Here is a 22230-nt window from a genome sequence, read left to right as displayed (position 1 = left end):
TTGCACAATCCACCACAAAACTAAAAAGAGTATTCGACCCCGATCAAACGCCGGCCATTACATGCGCCGGACGTCTAATTTGAAAGGCCAGACTCGACCCCTTAAGTTTGTATCGAGAAAAACCATGGAAACATAGGGGCTTATTGGTGCATCCTGATGCATATCTCGCGCGGGGAATCACCCGTAAGATGCATTGCAGCCTGTCTGCAATTCGTATCCAACCCGGAGAGCGATATGAAACTGACCTCTTTCATTTTGGGTGCCGTCGGACTGGCCGCCTCGACACAACCGACCTTCGCGCAGCGTGGATCGGATGGCCATGTGAACATTATTTACTGGCAGGCCCCCTCTATTCTTAATCCGTATTTGTCCGCCGGTACCAAGGACGTGGAATCCTCGTCACTGGTGATCGAGCCTCTTGGCAGGTTCGATCAAAACGGCGCTTTGGTTCCTTATTTGGCCGCTGAAATTCCGACCGTTGAAAATGGTGGTGTCGCGGCCGATCTGACCTCGATTACTTGGAGGCTGAAAGACGGGCTGAAATGGTCCGACGGCAGCCCGGTCACCTCGGCCGATGTGAAATTCACTGCCGAATACTGCATGCACCCCGAAGGGGGATGCGCCCAGCTGGCCCGGTTCGAAGGCGTCAAGAACGTCGAGACGATTGACGATCTGACGGTGAAGGTGAATTTTGCCGAACCCAAGCCCAACCCCTATTTGCCTTTCATGGGGGGGCAATCTCCGATCATTCAGAAGGCCCAGTTCGAAAACTGCATGGGCGCCAAGGCGCCCGAATGCACCGACCAGAACTTTGGCCCCATTGGTACCGGCCCCTTCGTGGTGGATGAATTCCGCACCAATGACGTGATCTCGATGTCGGCGAACCCCTATTTCCGCGACCCGGCCAAGCCGGCCTTTGCCACGCTCACGCTCAAGGGCGGCGGGGATGCCACTCAGGCCGGTCGCGCGGTGCTTGAAACCGGCGAGTTCGACTATGCATGGAACCTGCAACTGGCGCCCGATGTGATCTCGAATATGGAAAAGGGTGGCAAGGGCAAGGTGGTCGCAGCATTCGGATCGCTGGTTGAACGGCTGGAAATGAACCTGACCGACCCCAGCCCCGATCTGCCCGAGGGCGAACGCTCGACCGCCAAACACCCTCACCCGATCCTGTCTGACGTGCGGGTGCGCAAGGCGCTGTCCATTGCCATTGACCGTGATCTTCTGGTCGAGATCGGCTATGGGCCCACGGGCCGCCCGACCTGCAACCTGGTGCCTGCGCCCGCGCTCTATGCCTCGGACAACACCGAATGCCTGACCCAGGACATCGAGGGCGCCAAAGCCCTGCTGGAACAGGCCGGCTGGATGCCGGGCCCTGACGGGGTACGCATCAAGGACGGCCGGCGACTGCAACTGCTTTATCAAACCTCGACCAACGGGGTTCGTCAGGATTTCCAAGCCCTTATCAAGCAATGGTGGAGCGAAATTGGCGTCGAAACCGAGCTGCGCAACCTTTCGGGCTCGGTGTTTTTCGGCTCGGATCCGGGCTCGCCCGACACCTATCTGAAGTTCTATGCCGACGTGCAGATGTACGCCAACCTCTTTCACGGCACAGATCCGGAGTCTTATCTGGCCGAACATACCTGCGAAAAGGCCCCGCGGCCCGACACGCAATGGGCGGGCGAGAACGTCAACCGTTTCTGCGACCCTGAATATGACGCGCTGGTTACCGAGCTGACCAAAACCGGCGAGCTGTCCAAACGCGGCGAAATTGCCAAAAAGCTGAACGACATGCTGACCAAGGACGGGCATGTGGTGGTGCCGCTGGTGGATCGGGGCCGCGTGTCTGGCCATGCAAACTCTCTTGGCGGGGTGGTGCTGAACACTTGGGATTCCGAGCTGTGGAATGTCGCTGACTGGTATCGTATCAAGTAACTTGGTGACGCTTTTCGCCCCAGCAACCCAAGCCGCAAAGGCCCGTTCATGCTGACTTTCACAATACGTCGCCTGGTTCTGGCCGTGCCGACGTTGCTGTTCATCAGCCTGGTGATTTTCCTGCTGCTGGAACTGGCGCCGGGGGATCCGATGGCGCAAGTGCCGCTGACCGTGCCACCCGACGTCAAAGAGCGCATGCGCGAGGCGCTGGGGCTGGGTCAACCGGCGCATGTGCGGTTTTTCAAGTGGCTAACACAGTTTTTCTGGATCGAGCCGCAGGTTCTGATCGACAACTGGTTCGGCACCTCTCTGGCCGAGGGCGAACAACGCATCCTGTCGTGGCAAAGCCGTGCCCCGGTGATGGATATCGTGGCCGAGCGCCTGCCCCAGACCCTGTGGGTGGTCGGCCTGTCCTATGTCGTTGGCATTCTGATCGCGTTGCCGATCGGCATCTACTCGGCCTACCGGCAATATTCCGTCTTCGATCAGGCCGGCACTTTCGTGACAATGGTTGGCTTTTCCATCCCGCCGTTTTTCACCGGCCCGCTGCTGATCATGATCTTCGCGGTACAGCTGGGCTGGTTTCCTTCGGTCTATGACACCACCCATCGCGTTTCCGATTGGGACAGCTTTGTCTTTCAGCTGCGCCAGATGATCATGCCGGTAATGGTTCTGGCGCTGCAGACCACGGCGCAGATCAGCCGTTTCATGCGCGCCTCGATGCTGGACAACCTGCATCAGGACTATGTGCGCACCGCCCGAGCCAAAGGTCTGCCCGAGGCCCGCGTGGTAATGATCCACGTGCTGCGCAACTCGATGATCCCGGTGGTGACGGCCATTGCGCTTGGAGTGCCAAACGTCTTTGGAGGTGCCATCATCACCGAGATCGTTTTCAAGGTTAACGGGATCGGTGACCAACTGCTGAACGCTCTGCTGGCCAATGATCTGCCCTCTGTTCAGACGCTAACCTTCATGATCGCGGTGCTGATCGTGACCTTCAACATCATCGCGGACGTTCTTTATGGCCTGCTGGACCCAAGGATCCGCTATGACTGAGCGCGCCACATGGACCCAGTTCAAGCGTCACAAAGGCGCGCTGATCGGTGTTGGCGTTCTGGGGTTTGTTACCTTGGGCGTGTTGCTGGGCGATCTTTTGTGGGGTCTGGATCCCCAAAAATTGGATATTCGAAACAAGAACCTGCGCCCGATCTACACCGCCATTTGGGACAGCGCCGCCGCCGTTCAGTGGGCGCACCCGCTGGGAACCGATCATTTGGGCCGGGACGCACTGGCCAATATGATCGCAGGCGGGCGCACCTCTTTGGCGGTGGGTTGGGTCGCGATGAGCCTGTCTTTGCTGATCGGCACGGTCATCGGCGTTCTGGCGGGCTATTTCCGGCGTTTGGACGGGCTGTTGATGCGCTTCACCGACCTGGTGCTGTCGCTGCCGATCCTGCCGCTGCTGCTGGTTGCAGTCACCTTGTTCCGAGACCAGCTGCGCAGCACCTTCGGCCCCGAGCAAGGCATGTTCATCCTGATCGTCGGCGTGGTCGGACTGACCAGTTGGATGCAAACCGCGCGCATCGTCCGGTCCGAGGTGCTGGCGCTAAAGGAGCGAGAGTTCATCCTTGCTGCCCACTCGATCGGCACCACGCCTGGCGCGATTATCCGGCGCCATTTGCTGCCGAACGTGATCTCTCCGATCATGGTGTCGGCGACGCTGGGGCTGGCCACGGCTATCATCACTGAAAGCGCGCTGTCGTTTCTGGGCGTTGGCTTTCCCCCTGACTATCCGACCTGGGGCAAGATGCTGGCTGATGCGGTGCCGCGGATGGACCAATACCCCGAACGCGTGATTCTGCCCGGTCTGGCGATTTCCCTTACGGTTCTAAGCGTCAACTACATAGGCGACGGGCTGCGAGACGCTTTGGACCCGCGTATTCGCCGCAGATAAGGCAAAACCGCAAAAAAGGATCAGAATGCGGGGGGCCCTTTGCGGCTTGGGCCAATGTCGCCTTTATCCATTCACATAAATAGATTCGTTTCGCGATTGCTGATTTTTCAGAAAATTTTCCCACCCATGTCAAGGCGCACCCATTAATACAGACTTGATCCAAAAACGATTCCGCCTCATTTGGGAAAAAATTCCAATTCCCGCTGAGGACAGATCATGTTTGAAACCTTCGGCTTTGAAGAGCTTACCGCCCCCCAGGCAGCCGTTTTCTTTGCCCTGGCTATTGGGCTGGCCTTTGGTGTGCTGGCACAAATCACCCGGTTCTGCTTTCGCCGCGCCATCGTGAGGACTGACCGCAAACAAGCGGCGGGTATCTGGCTAACCGCGTTGGCCGTGGCCGTTCTGGGCACGCAAGGCGCTGTCGCTGCCCAGCTGATTTCCTTCGCCGAGCACCGCTTCATGGCCGCTGACCTGCCTGTTCTGGCCATCATCACCGGAGGTCTGCTTTTCGGAATTGGCATGGTCCTGACCCGAGGCTGCGTCTCGCGTCTGTCGGTGTTGACAGGCTCGGGCAACCTGCGGGCTGCGCTGGTTCTGGTGGTCTTTGCAGTGGTCGCTCATGCGACGATGAAGGGCGCGCTGGCACCGATACGTACCTCTCTGTCAGAGATCACGGTTCCTGTTGGGGCAGCCCTGCCCGGTGATGCACTGGTGTGGGCCGGTCTGATCGCCGCACTGGCGCTGCTGTTTGCCCTGCGCTCGGGTAACCGGCTGGGCCCCCTGGTTGGCGCCGCCGCCATCGGCGCGCTGGTCCCGCTGGCTTGGGTCGGCACGGGTTTTATTCTGTATGACGATTTCGACCCTATCGCGATGGAGGCCCTCAGCTTTACCGCGCCTGCTGCTGACACGTTGTTCTGGTCGATCGCCAGCACCTCGATCTCGGCCAATTTCGGCGTCGGCCTGTTTGCCGGTGTGATCGCAGGAGCGTTGATCGCTTCGGTTCTGCGTGGTCAGTTCCAGTGGCAAAGCTTCGAAAGCCCGCGTCAGACCGGCCGCTATATGGCTGGCGCCGCACTGATGGGGGTGGGCGGAGTATTGGCCGGAGGCTGCACCGTGGGCGCGGGTCTGTCCGGCGTTCCAACCCTGTCGGTCGCCGCGATCCTGACCCTGGCCAGCATTGCCGCTGGCGGCTGGCTGGCTGGTCGCGCGCTTAGTGCATCTTCTTCTGGATCCGGCGCAGCATCCACCACACCACCCCTACAACCGGCAGAGTAAGCGCCGCTGTCAGCTCGCCTTTGCTAAGTCCAAGCGCCCCTGTCAACGGATACGCCAGGTAGGACGCCAGCGAGACCGCGTAATAACTGATCGCTACCACGGACAGCCCCTCGACCGTCTTTTGCAGACGCAATTGCAGATCGGCGCGGCGGTCCATGCTTTCCAGAAGTTTCTGGTTTTGTGCCGAACGTTCCACGTCCACCCGCGTCCGCAGCAGCTCGCCGGCGCGGATCGCCCGGTCGGCCATGGCGGCCAGACGAGTTTGCGTGGACTTCACAGTACGCATGGCCGGGTCATAGCGGCGCATCATGAACTCGTTGAAGGTCTGACGCCCGTTAAAGCGCTGCTCGCGCAGCACATGAATGCGGTCATGAACGATCGCCTCATAGGCCGCCGTGGCCCCGAACCGGAAGGAATTGCGCGCGACCATGCGCTCCAATTCAGCCGAGGCCGTCAAAAGCCCGCTCAGCGTATCCTCGGGGGCGCATTCGTCCGAAGTCATCTGATCCATCATCCCGGTCAGCTTGGTATCCAGATCGGTCATCCGGGCCGAGATTTCCTTGGCCCGCGCGAAACCCAGCATCGACAGGCTTTTGTATGTCTCGATTTCGCACAGACGCTGGACCAGGCGGCCAATGCGGCGCGAACCGGATTCCGGCGCGGCAAATACGGCAAAGCGCAGGTGCCCGGCCGTGTCGATGCGGAAATCCCCGGCGATCACGGCAGCATCGTCCAGCACCCGCGTCGCGGCCAGGCTTTCGGGAACGAACCAGTCGTGCAGGCGTGCCATCATGTCCCGCTCGGGATCCCACAATTCGACCCGCAACAAGGCCGAGGTCACCCGAACCCCCGGCGCCTTGGTCAGCCAATCGGCTGGGAATACCTCGAAGTCGACCGGGTCAAAGGGACGGTCGCTCAGCGTATCGGTGAAAGCCGTGTAGGTCACGAATTCTGTGTGCTGTTCCCATTTCAGCAGGTGACGGCCGATGTTGCCAAAGTAATGCGTGGCCCCGGGCTGAGGGTGCGGCGCCCCATAGCGATCCAGCAGGTCATGCAGATGGGCCAAATCCAACGAGCGGTCCCGGCTGGCGGCGTCATTGGGCATCTTGATGGCCAAATAGGCCGCCGTGCAGGGCGCCTCAAGCGAGGGGAACGGACGCGCATGCAGTTCGTTCGCCAAGGTGTAACGCAGGTCATGATCAGGGATGGATTGCACTGGGGTCTCCTTTGAGGCCACATTACGCATCGCAGCCCAAAAGTAAATAATTCTTTTGTTTCATGCGGTTAAGGGAATACAACTGCATACCAAGGCGCCTTTCACCTACGCACAAGCAACAAAAAAGGGCGCCCGAAGGCGCCCTTTTCGATCACTTTGCGATGTTCCTATCAGCTGATCTTGGTCAGCAGATCGTCCAGCGACTTTTTCGCGTCGCCATAGAACATGCGGGTGTTTTCCTTATAGAACAGCGGGTTCTCGATACCCGAGTAGCCCGTACCCTGACCACGTTTGGACACGAAGACCTGCTTGGCCTTCCAGCATTCCAGAACCGGCATGCCGGCGATGGGGCTGTTGGGATCTTCCTGCGCCGCAGGGTTCACGATGTCGTTCGAACCGATCACAATGGCGACGTCCGTATCGGGGAAGTCCTCGTTGATCTCGTCCATCTCCATCACGATGTCATAAGGCACCTTGGCTTCGGCCAGCAGCACGTTCATGTGACCCGGCAGACGCCCCGCAACGGGGTGAATGGCGAAACGCACGTTCTTGCCCTTCGCGCGCAGACGCTTGGTCAGTTCGGAAACCGACTGCTGAGCCTGAGCAACGGCCATGCCGTAACCGGGGATGATGATGATGTTGTCGGCCTCTTCCAGCGCGGTGGCAACACCGTCGCTGTCGATCGCAACCTGCTCACCTTCAACTTCCATGGCGGGACCGGTGGTGCCACCAAAGCCGCCAAGGATCACGCTGATGAACGAGCGGTTCATCGCCTTACACATGATGTAGGACAGGATCGCACCCGAGGAACCAACCAGCGCACCGACCACGATCAGCAGATCGTTGCCAAGGCTGAAACCAATGGCAGCCGCGGCCCAACCCGAATACGAGTTCAGCATCGAGACAACCACAGGCATGTCCGCGCCACCGATACCCATGATCAGGTGATAACCGATGAAAAGCGCCATCAGGGTCAGGATCGCCAAAGGCAGGAAGCTGGCCGAGCTGAAGTACCAGATCAGGCAGACTACCGAGATGATGGCCGCACCAGCGTTCAGCGCGTGGCCACCGGGCAGCTTTTGCGCAGCCGAAGTCACTTTGCCCGCCAGCTTGCCATAGGCGATGATCGAACCGGTAAAGGTCACGGCACCGATCCAGATGCCCAGCGCCAGCTCGACTTTCAGGATGTTCAGCTCGACCGAGGTTTTATGCGCTATCAGCTCGGCGAACGAGCCCATGTGCTGGTCGTGGAACCAGGCCTGCACGCCCTCGGCGTTCAAGCTGGTGGGTGCATTTGCCAGAACCGAGGCGACGTTGACCATCTCGAAATGAGCGTTGAAGCCCACAAAGACAGCCGCCAGGCCAACCAGGCTGTGCATGGCTGCGACCAGCTGAGGCATCTCGGTCATCTGCACGCGTTGCGCGACGAAGTAACCGATCGAGCCGCCCGCCGCGATCAGGACGATCGACAGCAGCCACAGGCCCGAACCGGGGCCGATCAGGGTTGCGGCAACGGCCAGCGCCATGCCGACGATGCCATACCATACAGCGCGCTTGGCGCTTTCCTGGCCCGACAGACCGCCCAGCGACAGGATGAAGAGAACAGCGGCAACAACATATGCCGCAGTGGTAAATCCGAATTCCATGTGTCCCTACTCCTTAAGATTTCTGGAACATGGCAAGCATGCGCCGGGTCACGAGGAAGCCGCCGAAGATATTGATCCCGGCCATAAAGACCGAAAGCGCGGCGAGGATGATCACCAGGAACGAGCCAGAGCCGATCTGCATCAGCGCGCCCAGGATAATGATCGACGAAATGGCGTTGGTCACAGCCATCAGCGGGGTGTGCAGCGAGTGGCTGACGTTCCAGATCACCTGGAAACCAACGAACACGGCCAGAACGAACACGATGAAGTGCTGCATAAAGCTGGCCGGAGCAACGAGGCCCACGCCCAGCAGCAGAACCGCACCGACACCCAGCAGGGTGACCTGCTGTTTGGTCTGCGCTTTGAAGGCCGCAATTTCTTCGGCCCGTTTTTCTTCGGGCGTCAGCTCTTTGGGGGCTTCTTTGGGTTTCTGAGCAGCGATCGCCTGCACTTTGGGCGGCGGCGGCGGCCAGGTGATTTCCTTGTCAAAGGTCACGGTGGCGCCGCGGATCACGTCGTCTTCCATGTTGTGAATGATCTGGCCGTCTTTTTCGGGGGTCAGGTCAGTCATCATGTGACGGATGTTGGTCGCGTACAGGGTCGAGGACTGCGAGGCCATGCGCGACGGGAAATCGGTGTAACCGACGATGGTCACGCCATTCTCGGTCACGATTTTCTCGTCTGCGACGGTCAGTTTGCAGTTACCGCCCTTTTCAGCCGCAAGGTCCACGATCACGGAACCCGGTTTCATGGCTTCGACCATGTCCTTGGTCCAAAGCTCAGGCGCTTCGCGGTTGGGGATCAGCGCGGTGGTGATCACGATGTCCACTTCGGGGGCCAGTTCACGGAATTTGGCCAGCTGAGCCTCGCGGAATTCATCCGACTGAACCGAAGCGTAACCGCCGGTGGCTGCGCCATCCTGCTGCTCTTCTTCGAAGTCCAGGAAAACGAACTCGGCGCCCATGGATTCGACCTGCTCGGCCACTTCGGGGCGCACGTCGAAGGCATAGGTAATTGCACCCAGCGAGGTCGCGGTGCCAATGGCGGCCAGACCAGCCACGCCAGCGCCCACAACCAGAACCTTGGCGGGAGGCACTTTCCCGGCGGCAGTCACCTGACCGGTGAAGAACCGGCCAAAGTTGTTACCCGCCTCGATCACGGCGCGATAGCCGGCGATGTTGGCCATGGACGACAGCGCGTCCATCTTCTGAGCACGCGAAATACGCGGCACCATTTCCATGGCGATCACGTTGGCGCCCTTGGACTTGGCCAGCTCAAGGCCTTCTTCGTTCCCGGCCGGGTTGAAGAAACTGATCAGAGTCTGACCGTTGACCATGCGCTTCAGCTCGGTTTCGGTGGGCTGACGCACTTTGGCAACAACGTCGACACCTTTCCACAGCTGGGCAGCGGTCTTGATGATCTCGACCCCGGCCTTCTCATAGACCTCGTCCGAGAACCCGGCGGCGGCACCCGCCCCGGACTCGATGGCGCATTCGTAGCCCAGCTTCTGCAGTTGCAGAGCCGAGTCAGGAGTCATCGCAACGCGATTTTCTCCCTCGAACACTTCCTTAGGAGTTCCGATTTTCAACTTTTATGTCCCCCTTAAGAACAGTTAACCCCTTGGCCCCAAATTTTTCGGAGCGTATTTCTTTTTGACCGCGCAATATTATTGCGCAGCTTCCCGCACCAGATGCACTGAACCGCGCGTTGTGTCAAATCCAACGACGCGTCTTTTGACAATAGCGTGCGAAATTTGCGCGGAATTTGATCCTCAGCCTGTTTTCCTCTGGTATCACAAAGCGTTTTTCCAACAGCCACAACAGTAATGGCACCAACGGCAGAGACAATACGGCATCAAACCGCAATACCAACCCCGCCAAAAGCACTACATCGCCCAGATAAATCGGGTTGCGCGACCGCGAGAAGATGCCCGATGTGACCATCGTGTCTGCATCGCGGTGCGGAATGACGGTTGTCCGGTGCTTTCGCATCTCGAACACGGCCAGCAGCATTAACAGAATGCCCCCGCCAACCAGAATCCCTCCTACGAAATCAGCCCAATATCCCCCAAAGCTTAGCCCTGCGGGAAAGTAAGTGCCCTGTATCCAGGCGATTACGGCCGCCAGAAGCAGCCACGCAGGGGGGATATCAATCCACTTGAGCACGATGCCATACCTTTATTTTGCCAATTCAACAGGTGAACCGGTCATTGGGCGCCACGATGGGCAGGTTTATGGATACTCATCTACCACCGTTCGGATCGGGCAGCCACGCGGCATTATGCTTCCAGCCATCAAAACCCGTTTGCAGCACCAGCACATTTTCTTTGCCTAACAAGCGGGCAGCAAAGACCGCTTGCGCGGACAGGCTGCCGGTATTGCAGAACAGGATGACCATCCCTGTATCAGGCAGCTCGTCCAGACGGCCCGGAATCTCGCGCCAGTCGATGTTGATCGCACCGGGGATGGTGCCCGCTTTAAACTGCCCGGCATCGCGGGTGTCCACGAACAGCGCGCTTTCAAAGACCGCCTTGTCCAACTGCTGAGGCACGATGATGCCCGCGTCATAGGTAGCGAAGTCCATGTAATCGGTGACAGCCTCGAAAAGAGCCTCGTCCGCCAGTGCCGGCGCAGACACTGCCAGCGCCGCAGCAATCAGCAGGCGCTTCATTCCCATTCCATTTCTTCGAAGACACGGCCGGCGTTCTTGGTGGCCAGCTCTTCAAATGTATCCAGGTTTTTCCAGCGTTCCTGATCCACGTAGTAGGCCCCGGCCAGATCGCCGCCCTCGTCGATATGCGCGCCAATCTTTTCACGCAGATCCACCAGGTAGTCATGGGTATAACGTGTCACCTGGGCCATGTTGGTCGGATGTCCGTGCCCCGGGATCACATAGGTGGCGTTGATCGGGGCAAAATATTCTTCCCAGGTTTCGATCCAGCAGCTGGTGCAGGTGTCCGGAAAGATCGGCAGCATGCGTTCATGAAAGGCGATGTCACCGGCAATCATCATGCTCCATTGCGGAATATAGACCTGCGTGTCCCCTGGCCCGTGCGACGGCCCCAGATGGGTGATTTCAAAGGCCACGTCGCCCATGGTGACTTCGTATTTGTCCTCGAAAGTGATGGTGGGCATGACCACGCGGGTGCCCTCGGCCTTGTCACGGTTATAGCGTTCCATGCCTTGCAGGATGAAATCACCGTTCTCTTCGACCTCGTGGGCGGCATCCACATGCATCAGGATGTCCACGCCCTGATCCGCCCAGTACGAGTTCCCCAGCATCGCGTGACCCTGCCCGTTCTCGCTGATCACCAGCTTGACGGGCTGATCGGTGATGGCCTTGATCTCGTCATGCAGGGCCGCCGCCAGACGCGCCGAGGCGCCGCCGTTGATCACCACGACCCCATCGCCGGTGATGACAAAGGACAGGTTGTTGTTATGGCCGCTGTTTTCATAGGTCGGCGGTGCCGTGGCCCCAATCGCCGAGAAAACATGCGGGATCACTTCGACCGGTTTGGAATAAAGCTCGGACTGGGGGTACTGGTCGGCGATATCTTCGCTGGCCTGCGCCAGCGGTGCGACCAGGGCCAGCGATGCAATAATGCTGGCACTATACAAACGAGTCATGAAATCTCCTCCGGGATAGACTGCGCAACAAATTCACAGATGCGAATAAGTTTGTAAAGCCTTGCCTGACCGCGCGCTGACCAAAGTGACGGAACGGCGGACTTGCCAGAAGGCCCTGCCCTCGCAACCATACACGCAGTGGAGGAGGAGACTGACATGGATATCAAAGGTAAACACGCATTGGTCACAGGCGGCGGCACCGGAATCGGACTGGCAATCGCGCGAGCCTTGGCAGCGCAAGGTGTGCAGGTCACCATCACCGGCCGCCGACTAGAGGTTCTTGAAAAAGTCGCCGGCCCGAACATGTTTCCTGCAGCGATGGATGTCACCGACGACATCCAAGTGGCCGCAGTTATCGACCAGGCCGTTGCCCAGCGTGGTCCCATTCAGATTTGTATCGCCAACGCAGGCATCGCCGAGGGCCGCAAGCTTCACAAGACCGACACCGAATTCTGGCGGCGCATCATGGCCACCAACCTGGACGGCTGTTTCTATACGATCCGCGAATCTCTTCGTTCAATGCTGACCACCGATTGGGGACGCGTCATCGCCATCAGCTCGATCGCTGGGGTGCGTGGGGCGCCGGGTGCCGGGGCCTATGCGACCTCGAAACACGGGGTGATCGGGATGATCCGCTCGTTCGCCGAGGATTTCATGGGCGAGCCCTATACGTTCAACTCGATCTGTCCGGGCTATGTGGACACGCCGATTGTCACGCGCAACACCGACGCAATCGCCCAACGCGCAGGCATATCGGAAGAGGAAGCCCGCCAGATGATGGTGAAAATGAACCGCCACAAACGCCTGATCGCCCCTGAGGAAGTCGCCGCAGCCGCCCTATGGCTATGTCACCCAGTCAGCGAAAGCAGCAACGGTCAGGAAATCCAAATCGCGGGCGGGCAGGTTTAAGGCGTCAGCGCGCGCCCGAACAAAACGGCCAGCCGATGGATCGAGGCCCGAAAGGCCTCGGGCTCCTGCAGGCTGGTCTTTACCCCGTGCAGGGCATCATACAGCGTTTTGGCCACGTCTTCGGGCGAGCCGCCCAGATCCTGCAAAGTGATCTTTCCGGCATCGGCTCCCGCCTGCAACCAATCGGCATAGATCCCAGCCAGCCGCGAATCCCCCTCAGCTACAACCTCCATCGAGTGGGTGTGCTTGGTGTCCAGCAGTTCCTGCCCATGCGGAGAGGAAATCAACGCCTCGTATATCGGTCCAGCCTGAGCCTGAAACGCCTGGTGCAACAGCTCGGGCAAGGGAAGATCCTGCGCCAGCACCTGTGCTACGGCCTCGGCGGCCATGTCGTAATACCCCTGCGCAAGCGACTGAAAAATATCCTCTTTATTGCGGTAATGCAGATACAGCGCCGCACGGGACATCCCCGCCCCCTTGGCGATGTCCTCCATCGAGGTGCGCTTGAACCCATAGCAGCGGAACGCTTCGAAGGCCGAGGCCAAAATCGCCTGCTGCTTGGGATCTAAACCGGAAATTTTTTGTTTGATCGCATGCATTTGGATCGTGTCTGACATATTGCTCTAAAAATGTCAATTGACACACTGACATTTTGAATTCATTTTGTCAGTATATCCATTGCCGCTCATGAGGGAGCCATCGCCATGTCGAAAACGCTGACAATCAACGGCAAAAGCCACCAGATTGACCTTCCCGATGATGCGCCCCTTTTGTGGGTGCTGAGGGACGAGGTCGGCCTGACCGGCACGAAATTTGGCTGCGGCGTGGCCGCCTGCGGGGCATGCACCGTACAGATCGACGGCGAAGCTGTTCGCAGCTGTCAGGTACCCCTGTCCGATGTCGAAGGCGAGGTTACAACAATCGAGGGGCTGGGCACTCCGGACGCCATGCATGCGTTGCAAACTGCCTGGGTCAAACATCAGGTCGCGCAATGCGGTTACTGCCAATCGGGCCAGATCATGCAGGCCGCAGCGTTGCTGTCCGAGGTGCCGAACCCCTCGGACAGTCAGATCGACGAGGCCATGCAGGGCAATCTGTGCCGCTGTGGCACCTATCCCCGCATCCGCGCCGCCATACACGACGCAGCCGCCAACCTGGAGGGTTAACTCATGGCCAGCATTGGAAAAATTGCCCGTCGCTCGTTCCTGATCGGGTCCGCCGCAATCGCCGGGGGTGTCGCTTTTGGGGTCTACAAGATCAACCAGACGCCCGAAAACCCGCTGACCGCTGATGCGGGCGAAACCGTCCTGAACCCCTATGTCATCATTGACCAGAACGGGGTCACCATCATCACTCCGCGTGCCGAAATGGGTCAGGGTGTGCATACCACGCTGGCGGCGCTGGTCGCAGAAGAGCTGGACGTGGACATGGCTGACATCCGCACTCTGCACGGCCCGCCCGCTCAGGCCTATTTCAACCAGGCGGTTCTGGGCGCTGCCCTGCCCGGCAAGGAATACGCCAAAAGCGACTTCATGCACGGCGTCGCCCGGGCCGTGGGCAAGGCGGGCAAACTGTTGTCGCTGCAGATCACCGGGGGCTCGACTTCGATCGTGGATGGCTACGAAAAGATGCGCGCGGCCGGAGCCAGTGCCCGCGAGGCGCTCAAACAAGCCGCTGCAAATCGCTCTGGCGTCGCTATGTCGCGCCTAAAAACCGGGCAAGGACACGTGATCCTGCCCGATGGCACCCGGATCAGCTATGTCGATCTTGCCGCCGAGGCTGCCGAGGTCAGCCCTAAGCAAGTGCCTCTGCGTCCCTCCAGCGAGTGGAAGCAACTGGGCAAATCCATTCCGCGTGTCGACATGGTGGAAAAATCCACGGGCACCGCGACTTTCGGGATCGATGTCCGCGTAGAGGGGATGAAGTTTGCGGCGCTGCGCACCAACCCGCATCTGGACGGCACCATGATAGGCTTTGACGCAACCGATGCCCTGGCCATGCCGGGCGTTGAAAAGATCGTTGATCTGGGCGACGGCATCGCCGTTGTCGCCAGCAACACCTGGATTGCCATGCAAGCAGCCGAGGCGGTCGAGATCACCTGGGGCACCGGCCCGCATCCCCAGACGATGGAGGCCATCAACAGCAAGATCGCCGAAGCGTTCACGGGCAAGGCGAACTCGAAGCTGCGCGATGACGGGGACGCAGACACCCTGCCCGCCGGCGCGACCGAGATCACCGCCGAGTATCACCTGCCCTATCTGGCCCACGCCACGATGGAGCCGATGAACGCCACGGCGCTTTATACGGGCGATGCGCTGACCATCTGGGCGGGCAACCAGTCGCCCGTAATCGTCCGGGACAAATGCGCCAATATCGCCGGGCTGGAGCCTGAGCAGGTCGAGGTGCACACCACCTATATGGGCGGCGGCTTCGGTCGGCGCGGAGAGGTGGACTATGCCCAATACGCGACCAGTCTGGCCCTCGCGATGAAAGGCACCCCGGTTCAGCTGACCTGGTCGCGCGAGCAGGACATGACCCATGATTTTTATCGCCCCGGCGCCATCGCGCGGTTCCGGGGGGCGGTGAAAGATGGCAAGGCTGTTCTTCTGGACGGCCAGATCGCCGGGCAGTCGGCCACTGTGCAGGCTGGAGGGCGAATGACGGGTCTTCCGATGGCCGGCCCTGACAAGGTGTTGGTCGAAGGCAGCTTTGACCAGCCCTATCAGATTCCAAACTACCGGGTCCGCGGATACGTCGCCGATCTGGACCTGCCCGTGGGCTTCTGGCGCTCGGTTGGGGCGTCGTTCAACGGGTTCTTCCACGAGACATTCATTGACGAGCTGGCCCACGCTGCAGGCCGTGACCCGATGGCATTCCGACTGGAGATGATGGAGAACGAAGACCCGATCTCGGCCGCCTGCCTGAAGGCGGTGCGCGACATGTCCGGCTGGACCGGTAAAACGCCGGAGGGCGTAGGGCGCGGTGTGGCTTTCACCTATTCCTTCGGCACCCCGGTGGCCGAGGTGATCGAGGTCCGGCAGACAGAGGACGGGATCAAGATCACCAACGCCTGGATCGCCGCAGATGTGGGCACGGTGCTGGACCCCTCGATCGTCCAGGCCCAGCTTGAGGGCGGTCTGATCTATGGCCTGTCCGCCGCCATTCATGAACAGATCACATTCGAAGAAGGCGCGGTAGAGCAGCAGAATTTCCCCGATTTCGACGCGGTTCGGATGCATAACGTACCCAGGATCGAAACGCGGATTTTGCAGAACAAACCGCATATCTCGGGCGTTGGAGAACCGGGCACACCGCCCGCTAAACCGGCGCTGGCGAACGCTTTGTTCGATCTGACCGGCCAGCGCGCACGCTCGTTGCCGTTGATTGATCAATTCGACCTGCTTGCCTAACCCGTCAGAAAGCTACTTTTGCCCTGAAAAACACCGGAAAACTTGCTGAAATAGTCGAGTTCACGTAATGTAAACTCAAATGCCACGATAAAGATGGCACGTTGAGGCAAGTTCGAGGGTTTTCCCTCAGAGGCAGGAGCAGTTTCATGCCCACCGGTTTTTTGGTCAGTTTGGGTGATGGATCTCTGGATTCAGGCGACCAATTGAATACAAACGCCACCAGTTTCAGCACGGAGACCGTGTTGGGCTCGGGCAGTATTACGTTCAGTGGAAGGCTTGGGTTCCGGCTGAATGTCACCGAATACAACATGGAAGGCACCTATTACGAGGGCACGGATGGCAACGTCTATTTCGTGCCCGATGTCATGCCGCGCCGCATGGATTCTGGCGAAGTCAATGACGCCCCCGCCTATCCGCAGCCTGATGGCGTTGTCTCGGGCACCGGGGGCGATGATCTGATCGACGCCTCCTATGTGGATGTGGATACTGACCAGGTCGATGACGGCGTGGGCACCGGCGCAGGTGGGATGGGCGATAGTATCGAGGCGCAGGATGGCGACGATACCGTACAGGCCGGCGAAGGCGATGATGTTATCAGCGGCGGTGGCGGCAGCGATGTCATCGACGGCGGCGCCGGCAACGACACGATCTATGGCGACAACGTCACTGCGGCCAGCTCGACCTCTGAATTCCTGGACTGGAGCGCGGCAGGCCCGGATGAGGCCGACATCTCGGGTGGCTTTACCCAAACCACTGGCGTGATGGAGGTCACCGTCGGTTTCACCAACGACGGCAATGCAACCGGATTCTCCGTCGAAAGCTCCGGCTCGACCTATGTCGGAACGGGCGAGCCGTTTGATCCGTTCTCGACCCTGTCGCTTACCGGCAGCGGGCAAGGCGACACCTCGACCACGACGATTTCCTTCAGATCGACCGATCCTGATTCCTACTCGGATGACGTGCAGAACGTCAGCTTTCGGATCCACGATATCGACGGCTCCAGCGACAGCTGGCAAGACATCATCACAATCACCGCAATCGATGCGAACGGCAATACGGTCACTGTTTCGCTTAGCGGGACCGGCGACGACGCATTGTCCGACGGTACGATCACGGCCAGCCTGACGCCGAACAGTTTTACCGACGCGGATGGCTCGATCCTTGTGACCATCCCCGGCCCGCTGCAGTCCATCACCATCAACTATGACAACGGGTTTGGGAACGGTCAGGCGCTGTCTGTCTCGGATGTGCATTTCGAAACGGTTCCGGTCGTGGCTGGCGATGACACGATATCGGGCGGCGAAGGCGACGACCTGATCTATGGCGAGGACGGCGCCGACAGCCTAAGCGGTGACGCGGGCAGCGACACCATTTTTGGCGGCGACGGGGACGACACGATTTCGGGCGGCGACGGGGGCGACAGCCTCAGCGGTGGCGCGGGCATGGATTTCGTGGACTACAGCGGCTCGGACGAAGGCGTTAACATCGACCTGGGCGCCAACACCGCCACCGGCGGCGACGCGACCGGCGACACCCTGGCCGGCGGTCTGGATGGTATCATCGGTTCAGACTGGGATGACACGCTGACAGGCTATGACGGCCAGGGCGTGGACTGGACCAACGTCTTTTACGGTGGTGCGGGCAATGATTTGATGGATGGCGCCGGCGGCGACGACAGCCTGTTCGGCGGCGAGGGCGACGACACGCTGATCGGCGGCGCTGGCGCTGATGTGCTGGATGGCGGGGCGGGCGACGATCTGTTGCGCGTCGGCAGCGGCGACATGGTCACCGGCGGCAGCGGCGATGACACCTTCGAGCTGGACGAAGACTGGCTGGGCGGTGGCACCATCACGATCGAAGGCGGAGAGACCGGCGAAACCGATGGCGACACGCTGGATTTTGGCGGCCTTGTCGGTTTTGGCGACGTCACCTACACCAATACCGATGACCAAAGCGGGGGCCTCAGCGGCTTTGCGACCCTGCTGGACGGTACCGTGGTGAACTTCGAAAATATCGAGAATATCATCATCTGCTTTAAGGCGGGTACGCGCATCAGCACCCCTTTCGGCCCCCGCCGGATCGAGGAATTGCGCCCCGGTGATCTGGTCATTACCCGTGACAATGGCGTCCAGCCTGTTCGCTGGGCTGGGCGGCGCGAGGTAAAAGGCACCGGGGATTTCGCCCCGATCCGCTTTGCGCCGGGCGCGATTGGGAACACCCGTCCGCTGCTGGTGTCACCGCAGCACCGGATGCTGCTGCGTTCGTCCAACGTGAACCTTCTGTTCAACACGGCCGAGGCCTTTGTGGCTGCGCGGCATCTGGTCAATGGCAAGTCCATCCGGCAGGTGGAAAAGGACTGTATCGACTATGTGCATATCCTGTTCGACCAGCACGAGGTGATCTTTGCCGAAGGTGCGGAAAGCGAAAGCTATCACCCCGGTCGGCACGGGCTGAATGGCATCATGGATCACGCCCGCGAAGAGCTGTTCGCGATTTTCCCCGAACTGCGCTCGGACCCTGAAAGCTATGGGGACACCGCGCGCCCCTGTCTGAAAGAATACGAAGCGAAGTTACTGCAGTCGGCCTAAACTTAGGCCGGGCGCAGCACTTTTTCTTTCTTTCCCGCGGCCCAGGCCCGAACCGCATCACCAAATGCCGTGAACAAGGGACGTGAAACGGGATCGTTGGCCGCGTCCCATTCGGGGTGCCACTGAACCGAGCAGGTAAATCCCCTGGCCCCCTCGACATAGATCGCCTCGGGGGTGCCATCGGGGGCGTAGCCGTCAATCACGATCCGGGCGCCAGGGGTTTTGATCCCCTGCCCGTGCAGCGTGTTGGTCATCACCTCCTGGGCGCCCATCAGCTTGTGAAAAACCCCGCCCTCGGAAAAGCTGACCTTATGGCGCAAGGCAAATTTTTCCTCCAGCGTGCCGTCGGGCGGCATCCGGTGGTTCATCCGGCCCGGCAGATCGCGAATTTCCGGGTAGAGCGACCCGCCCATGGCAACGTTCACCTCTTGAAAGCCGCGGCAGATACCAAGGAAAGGCTGGCCCCGCTCGACGCAGGCGCGCACCAAAGGCAGCGTGATGGCATCGCGACTGCGGTCAAAATCGCCATGCGCTTCGGTCGGCGCTTCGCCATATTCCTCGGGGTGGACGTTGGGGCGCCCGCCGGTCAGCATAAAGCCGTCGCAGGCCTCAAGCAGTTCTTCGACGCTGACAAAACGGGGATCGGGCGCGATGGTCAGCGGTAAACAGCCCGAGACACACGAAACAGCCTCGGTGTTCATTTGCCCGCTGGCATGCACCTGATACGTGTCGTGAATGACATGCTGATTACCGATAATACCAACAATGGGACGTGTCATGGCGCGCCTTTTCATACTTTCACCGCACAGAATATATGCATCCCGTCCGCGACAAAACAAGAAAACTGCGCGCGAACGCACACCGGGGCAGCGTCTGCTCACTGATGCGGCAACAGATCAGGCCTCGCCGAACAGCCCCACGGATTCGATCCCGGCCAGCGCGGCGGTGGCGTCATTGTCCGAGGTATCGCCGGTCACGCCAACAGCCCCCACGACTACACCCTTCTTGTTGCGCACCAGCACGCCACCGGGCACCGGAACGACGTTGCCGCCATAGACACCGGCCAGCGCGGTCATGAAATAGGGCTGCTGCTCGGCCCGGGCCATCTGCGCCTTGCCAGGCATGCCCAGCATCACGGTACCGTAGGCCTTGCCAAAGGCGATCTGGAACCGACCTGGCGCCGCGCCATCCCCGCGTTCAAAGGCGATCACATTGCCGCCCGCATCCAGAACAACAGTGCTGAGCGGTTTAAGCTCCATCTCTCGGCCCACCTCGAACACCTTGCGAATGATCGTGCGAGCCTTGCGAAGCGATAGGTCTGCCATGGGATTATCCTGTGTTATTTGGGGAAACCGAGCGGGCCCAAGGGCCCTGCCCGACCGTATCAACCAGTTGCTTTGAGTTCCAGTCGGCGTTGATGCAAGACCGGCTCGGTATAGCCGCTGGGCTGCACGCGACCCTTGAAGACCAGATCGCAGGCCGCCTGAAAGGCAATTCCGTCAAAACCGGGGGCCATGGGACGATAGAGCGGGTCGCCCGCGTTCTGGCGGTCCACCACAGCGGCCATTTTGCGCATCGCCTCCATCACGCGCGCCTCTGACACAACGCCATGATGCAGCCAGTTGGCCAGCGCCTGAGAGCTGATCCGGCAGGTTGCGCGGTCCTCCATCAGGCCGATATCATTGATGTCCGGCACTTTCGAGCACCCAACCCCCTGGTCCACCCAGCGCACCACATAGCCCAGAATGCCCTGGGCGTTGTTTTCCACCTCGCGGGTGATTTCCGCGTCACTGAAATTGCGCCCCGTGGCCACCGGAATGGTCAGCAAATCGTCCAATGTGCCACGCGCGCCGCCGGCCTTGATCTGATCCTGACGGGCCAGCACGTCCACCTTGTGGTAATGCGTGGCGTGCAAAGTGGCGGCGGTGGGCGACGGCACCCAGGCACAGTTCGCGCCCGACATCGGGTGGCCGATCTTGGCCTCCAGCATGTCGGCCATCAGGTCGGGCATCGCCCACATCCCCTTGCCGATCTGAGCCTTCCCCTGCAACCCGCAGGCCAGCCCGATATCGACGTTGCGATCCTCGTAGGACTGAATCCAGGGCGTCGACTTCATCTCGCCCTTTGGCAGGAAGGGCCCGGCCTCCATGGAGGTGTGGATCTCGTCGCCGGTCCGGTCCAGGAAACCGGTATTGATAAAGGCCACCCGATGCTTGGCCGCGCGGATGCATTCCTTAAGGTTGGCCGAGGTGCGGCGCTCTTCGTCCATGATCCCCAGTTTCACGGTGTATTGCGGCAGGCCCAGGATGTCCTCGACCATCGAGAAGATCTCATCGGCAAAGGCGACCTCTTCGGGGCCGTGCATTTTTGGCTTCACCACATAAACCGAGCCCGTGACGGAATTGCGCATCCCGTCGGTTTTCCGCAGGTCATGCATGGCGATCAGGGTGGTGCACAGGGCGTCCATCAACCCCTCTCCGATCTCAAGCCCGTCGCGGTCCACAATGGCCGGGTTGGTCATCAGGTGACCCACGTTACGCACCAGCATCAGGCTGCGGCATTTGACTGGCACGGGAGCGCCGTCAGGGCCGGTATAGGTGAAATCGCCGTGCATTTCCCGGGTGATCGTCTGACCGCCCTTTTCAAAGGTTTCAGAAAGATCGCCCTTCATCAGGCCCAGCCAGTTGCCATAGGCCAGCACCTTATCGGCGGCATCCACGGCGGCGACGCTGTCCTCGCAATCCATGATGGCGGACATGGCGGATTCAAGGTTAACGCTGGCGATCCCAGCCGGATCGGTCTCGCCGATCTGATTTTCGGAGTTCACCAGGATTTCGATGCCCAAACCGTTGTTTTTGAACAGGAACATGCGCCAACCGTCGGGCTCGGCATGGCCCGCGTACTGGCTGGGATTCTTAAGGGAAACGGAGGTGCCCTTGGCCTCGATCACCAGGGCGTCGCCATCTACGGCCAGTTTATCTACGTCCGCCCAGACAGCCCCATCAAGCGGCAGTGCCTGATCCAGAAAGGACTTGGCCCAGGCAATCACCCGCGCGCCGCGTTCAACGTCAAAGGCCCCGCCCTTGGGCAAATCCCCCAGCGCATCGGTGCCATACAAAGCGTCATACAAAGAGCCCCACCGCGCATTCGCCGCATTCAGCGCAAACCGGGCATTCATGATCGGCACCACCAGCTGCGGGCCGGGGATCTGGGCGATCTCGGGGTCGACATTCTGGGTCTCGATCTGGAAATCAGCGCCTTCGGGCACCAGATATCCGATTTCTTCCAGATAGGCTTTGTAGGCCGCGGCATCGTGGGGTTGGCCCCGATGTGATTGGTGCCAAGCGTCCAGCATTTGCTGAAATTCTTCGCGTTTTTCCAACAGCGCCCGGTTTTTCGGACCCAGCTCGTGGGTGATGCGCGACAAACCCGCCCAGAAATCGTCGGATGAAACACCGGTTCCGGGCAGCGCCTCGCGCTCGATGAACTCCAGCAGCTCGGGCGCGACATGCAGCCCGTATTTGTCGATGCTATTGGTCATTGCGTTCCCCCTTGATTGGCCATCCTCTTGCCCCTGAATAGAGCGGAAGTTTCCTATAGGCAACAAGTGTGGTCAATTTTTTTTACCAATTTGAACCAAGCTGCTTCAAAAATTGGCGAATAATCCCATC

18 protein-coding genes are annotated in these 22230 nt (G+C 60.0%); 8 read left to right on the top strand and 10 right to left on the bottom strand.

Annotation, left to right across the window (positions count from 1 at the left end):
• Positions 1-234 precede the first annotated feature (234 nt).
• From ACOQOQ_RS10835 to ACOQOQ_RS10820, 4 genes are all read left to right on the top strand, one after another.
• Positions 235-1935, top strand: a complete 1701-nt coding sequence (locus tag ACOQOQ_RS10835) for a peptide ABC transporter substrate-binding protein (RefSeq protein WP_420567004.1) — start codon at positions 235-237, stop codon at positions 1933-1935.
• A 48-nt stretch (positions 1936-1983) separates the two neighbouring features.
• On the top strand, positions 1984-2991 hold the full coding sequence (locus ACOQOQ_RS10830; protein ID WP_420567003.1) for an ABC transporter permease: 1008 nt from the start codon (positions 1984-1986) through the stop codon (positions 2989-2991).
• Positions 2984-3889, top strand: a complete 906-nt coding sequence (locus ACOQOQ_RS10825; RefSeq protein WP_420567002.1) for an ABC transporter permease — start codon at positions 2984-2986, stop codon at positions 3887-3889. The genes ACOQOQ_RS10830 and ACOQOQ_RS10825 overlap by 8 nt, the downstream gene beginning before the upstream one ends.
• 216 nt (positions 3890-4105) lie before the next feature.
• Positions 4106-5164, top strand: a complete 1059-nt coding sequence (locus tag ACOQOQ_RS10820; protein WP_420567001.1) for a YeeE/YedE family protein — start codon at positions 4106-4108, stop codon at positions 5162-5164.
• Here ACOQOQ_RS10820 and ACOQOQ_RS10815 read toward each other — a convergent pair.
• The 6 genes from ACOQOQ_RS10815 to ACOQOQ_RS10790 form a co-directional block, all read right to left on the bottom strand.
• Complete coding sequence (locus ACOQOQ_RS10815) at positions 5100-6380, bottom strand: DUF3422 family protein (RefSeq protein ID WP_420567000.1); 1281 nt, start codon at positions 6378-6380, stop codon at positions 5100-5102. The genes ACOQOQ_RS10820 and ACOQOQ_RS10815 overlap by 65 nt on opposite strands.
• 170 nt (positions 6381-6550) lie before the next feature.
• Positions 6551-8026 carry an NAD(P)(+) transhydrogenase (Re/Si-specific) subunit beta gene (locus ACOQOQ_RS10810; protein WP_420566999.1) on the bottom strand — a complete coding sequence of 492 codons (1476 nt, stop codon included), beginning with the start codon at positions 8024-8026 and terminating at the stop codon, positions 6551-6553.
• Positions 8027-8039: 13 nt separating this feature from the next.
• Positions 8040-9614: a Re/Si-specific NAD(P)(+) transhydrogenase subunit alpha gene (locus ACOQOQ_RS10805; RefSeq protein WP_420566998.1), complete on the bottom strand. Its 1575-nt coding sequence runs from the start codon at positions 9612-9614 to the stop codon at positions 8040-8042.
• A gap of 124 nt (positions 9615-9738) precedes the next feature.
• Positions 9739-10191, bottom strand: coding sequence for a methyltransferase family protein (locus ACOQOQ_RS10800; protein WP_420566997.1), 453 nt, complete (start codon positions 10189-10191; stop codon positions 9739-9741).
• A gap of 76 nt (positions 10192-10267) precedes the next feature.
• On the bottom strand, positions 10268-10702 hold the full coding sequence (locus tag ACOQOQ_RS10795; RefSeq protein WP_420566996.1) for a rhodanese-like domain-containing protein: 435 nt from the start codon (positions 10700-10702) through the stop codon (positions 10268-10270).
• The gene (locus ACOQOQ_RS10790; RefSeq protein WP_420566995.1) at positions 10693-11652 is read right to left on the bottom strand and encodes an MBL fold metallo-hydrolase; all 960 of its coding nucleotides are present in this window, start codon (positions 11650-11652) and stop codon (positions 10693-10695) included. The genes ACOQOQ_RS10795 and ACOQOQ_RS10790 overlap by 10 nt, the downstream gene beginning before the upstream one ends.
• Positions 11653-11808: 156 nt before the next feature.
• Between ACOQOQ_RS10790 and ACOQOQ_RS10785 the strand changes: the two genes are divergently transcribed.
• Entirely contained in the window at positions 11809-12561 is a 753-nt protein-coding gene (locus tag ACOQOQ_RS10785) for an SDR family NAD(P)-dependent oxidoreductase (RefSeq protein WP_420566994.1), read from the top strand.
• Here the strand turns inward: ACOQOQ_RS10785 and ACOQOQ_RS10780 are convergent.
• Positions 12558-13160 (bottom strand): TetR/AcrR family transcriptional regulator, encoded by a 603-nt coding sequence (locus tag ACOQOQ_RS10780; protein ID WP_420566993.1) that lies wholly within the window; start codon positions 13158-13160, stop codon positions 12558-12560. The genes ACOQOQ_RS10785 and ACOQOQ_RS10780 overlap by 4 nt on opposite strands.
• A 105-nt stretch (positions 13161-13265) precedes the next feature.
• On the opposite strand from ACOQOQ_RS10780, the gene ACOQOQ_RS10775 reads away from it, so the two are divergent.
• From ACOQOQ_RS10775 to ACOQOQ_RS10765, 3 genes are all read left to right on the top strand, one after another.
• Positions 13266-13727 (top strand): (2Fe-2S)-binding protein, encoded by a 462-nt coding sequence (locus ACOQOQ_RS10775; protein WP_420566992.1) that lies wholly within the window; start codon positions 13266-13268, stop codon positions 13725-13727.
• Positions 13728-13730: 3 nt separating this feature from the next.
• The gene (locus ACOQOQ_RS10770; RefSeq protein ID WP_420566991.1) at positions 13731-15971 is read left to right on the top strand and encodes a molybdopterin cofactor-binding domain-containing protein; all 2241 of its coding nucleotides are present in this window, start codon (positions 13731-13733) and stop codon (positions 15969-15971) included.
• A 146-nt stretch (positions 15972-16117) separates the two neighbouring features.
• Positions 16118-18559 (top strand): Hint domain-containing protein, encoded by a 2442-nt coding sequence (locus tag ACOQOQ_RS10765; protein WP_420566990.1) that lies wholly within the window; start codon positions 16118-16120, stop codon positions 18557-18559.
• Positions 18560-18561: 2 nt separating this feature from the next.
• Here the strand turns inward: ACOQOQ_RS10765 and ACOQOQ_RS10760 are convergent, their stop codons facing one another.
• The 3 genes from ACOQOQ_RS10760 to ACOQOQ_RS10750 all read right to left on the bottom strand — a co-directional run bounded on the left by ACOQOQ_RS10760 (position 18562) and on the right by ACOQOQ_RS10750 (position 22100).
• Entirely contained in the window at positions 18562-19338 is a 777-nt protein-coding gene (locus ACOQOQ_RS10760) for a gamma-glutamyl-gamma-aminobutyrate hydrolase family protein (RefSeq protein ID WP_420566989.1), read from the bottom strand.
• Between the two features lie 117 nt (positions 19339-19455).
• The gene (locus ACOQOQ_RS10755; protein ID WP_420566988.1) at positions 19456-19884 is read right to left on the bottom strand and encodes a GlcG/HbpS family heme-binding protein; all 429 of its coding nucleotides are present in this window, start codon (positions 19882-19884) and stop codon (positions 19456-19458) included.
• A 59-nt stretch (positions 19885-19943) separates the two neighbouring features.
• The gene (locus ACOQOQ_RS10750; protein WP_420566987.1) at positions 19944-22100 is read right to left on the bottom strand and encodes a malate synthase G; all 2157 of its coding nucleotides are present in this window, start codon (positions 22098-22100) and stop codon (positions 19944-19946) included.
• Between the last annotated feature and the right edge of the window lie 130 nt (positions 22101-22230).

The organism is Thalassovita sp. (genome assembly GCF_965218685.1).
Taxonomy (GTDB): Bacteria; Pseudomonadota; Alphaproteobacteria; order Rhodobacterales; family Rhodobacteraceae; genus Thalassobius.
This window is presented reverse-complemented; position numbering and strand designations above follow the sequence as displayed.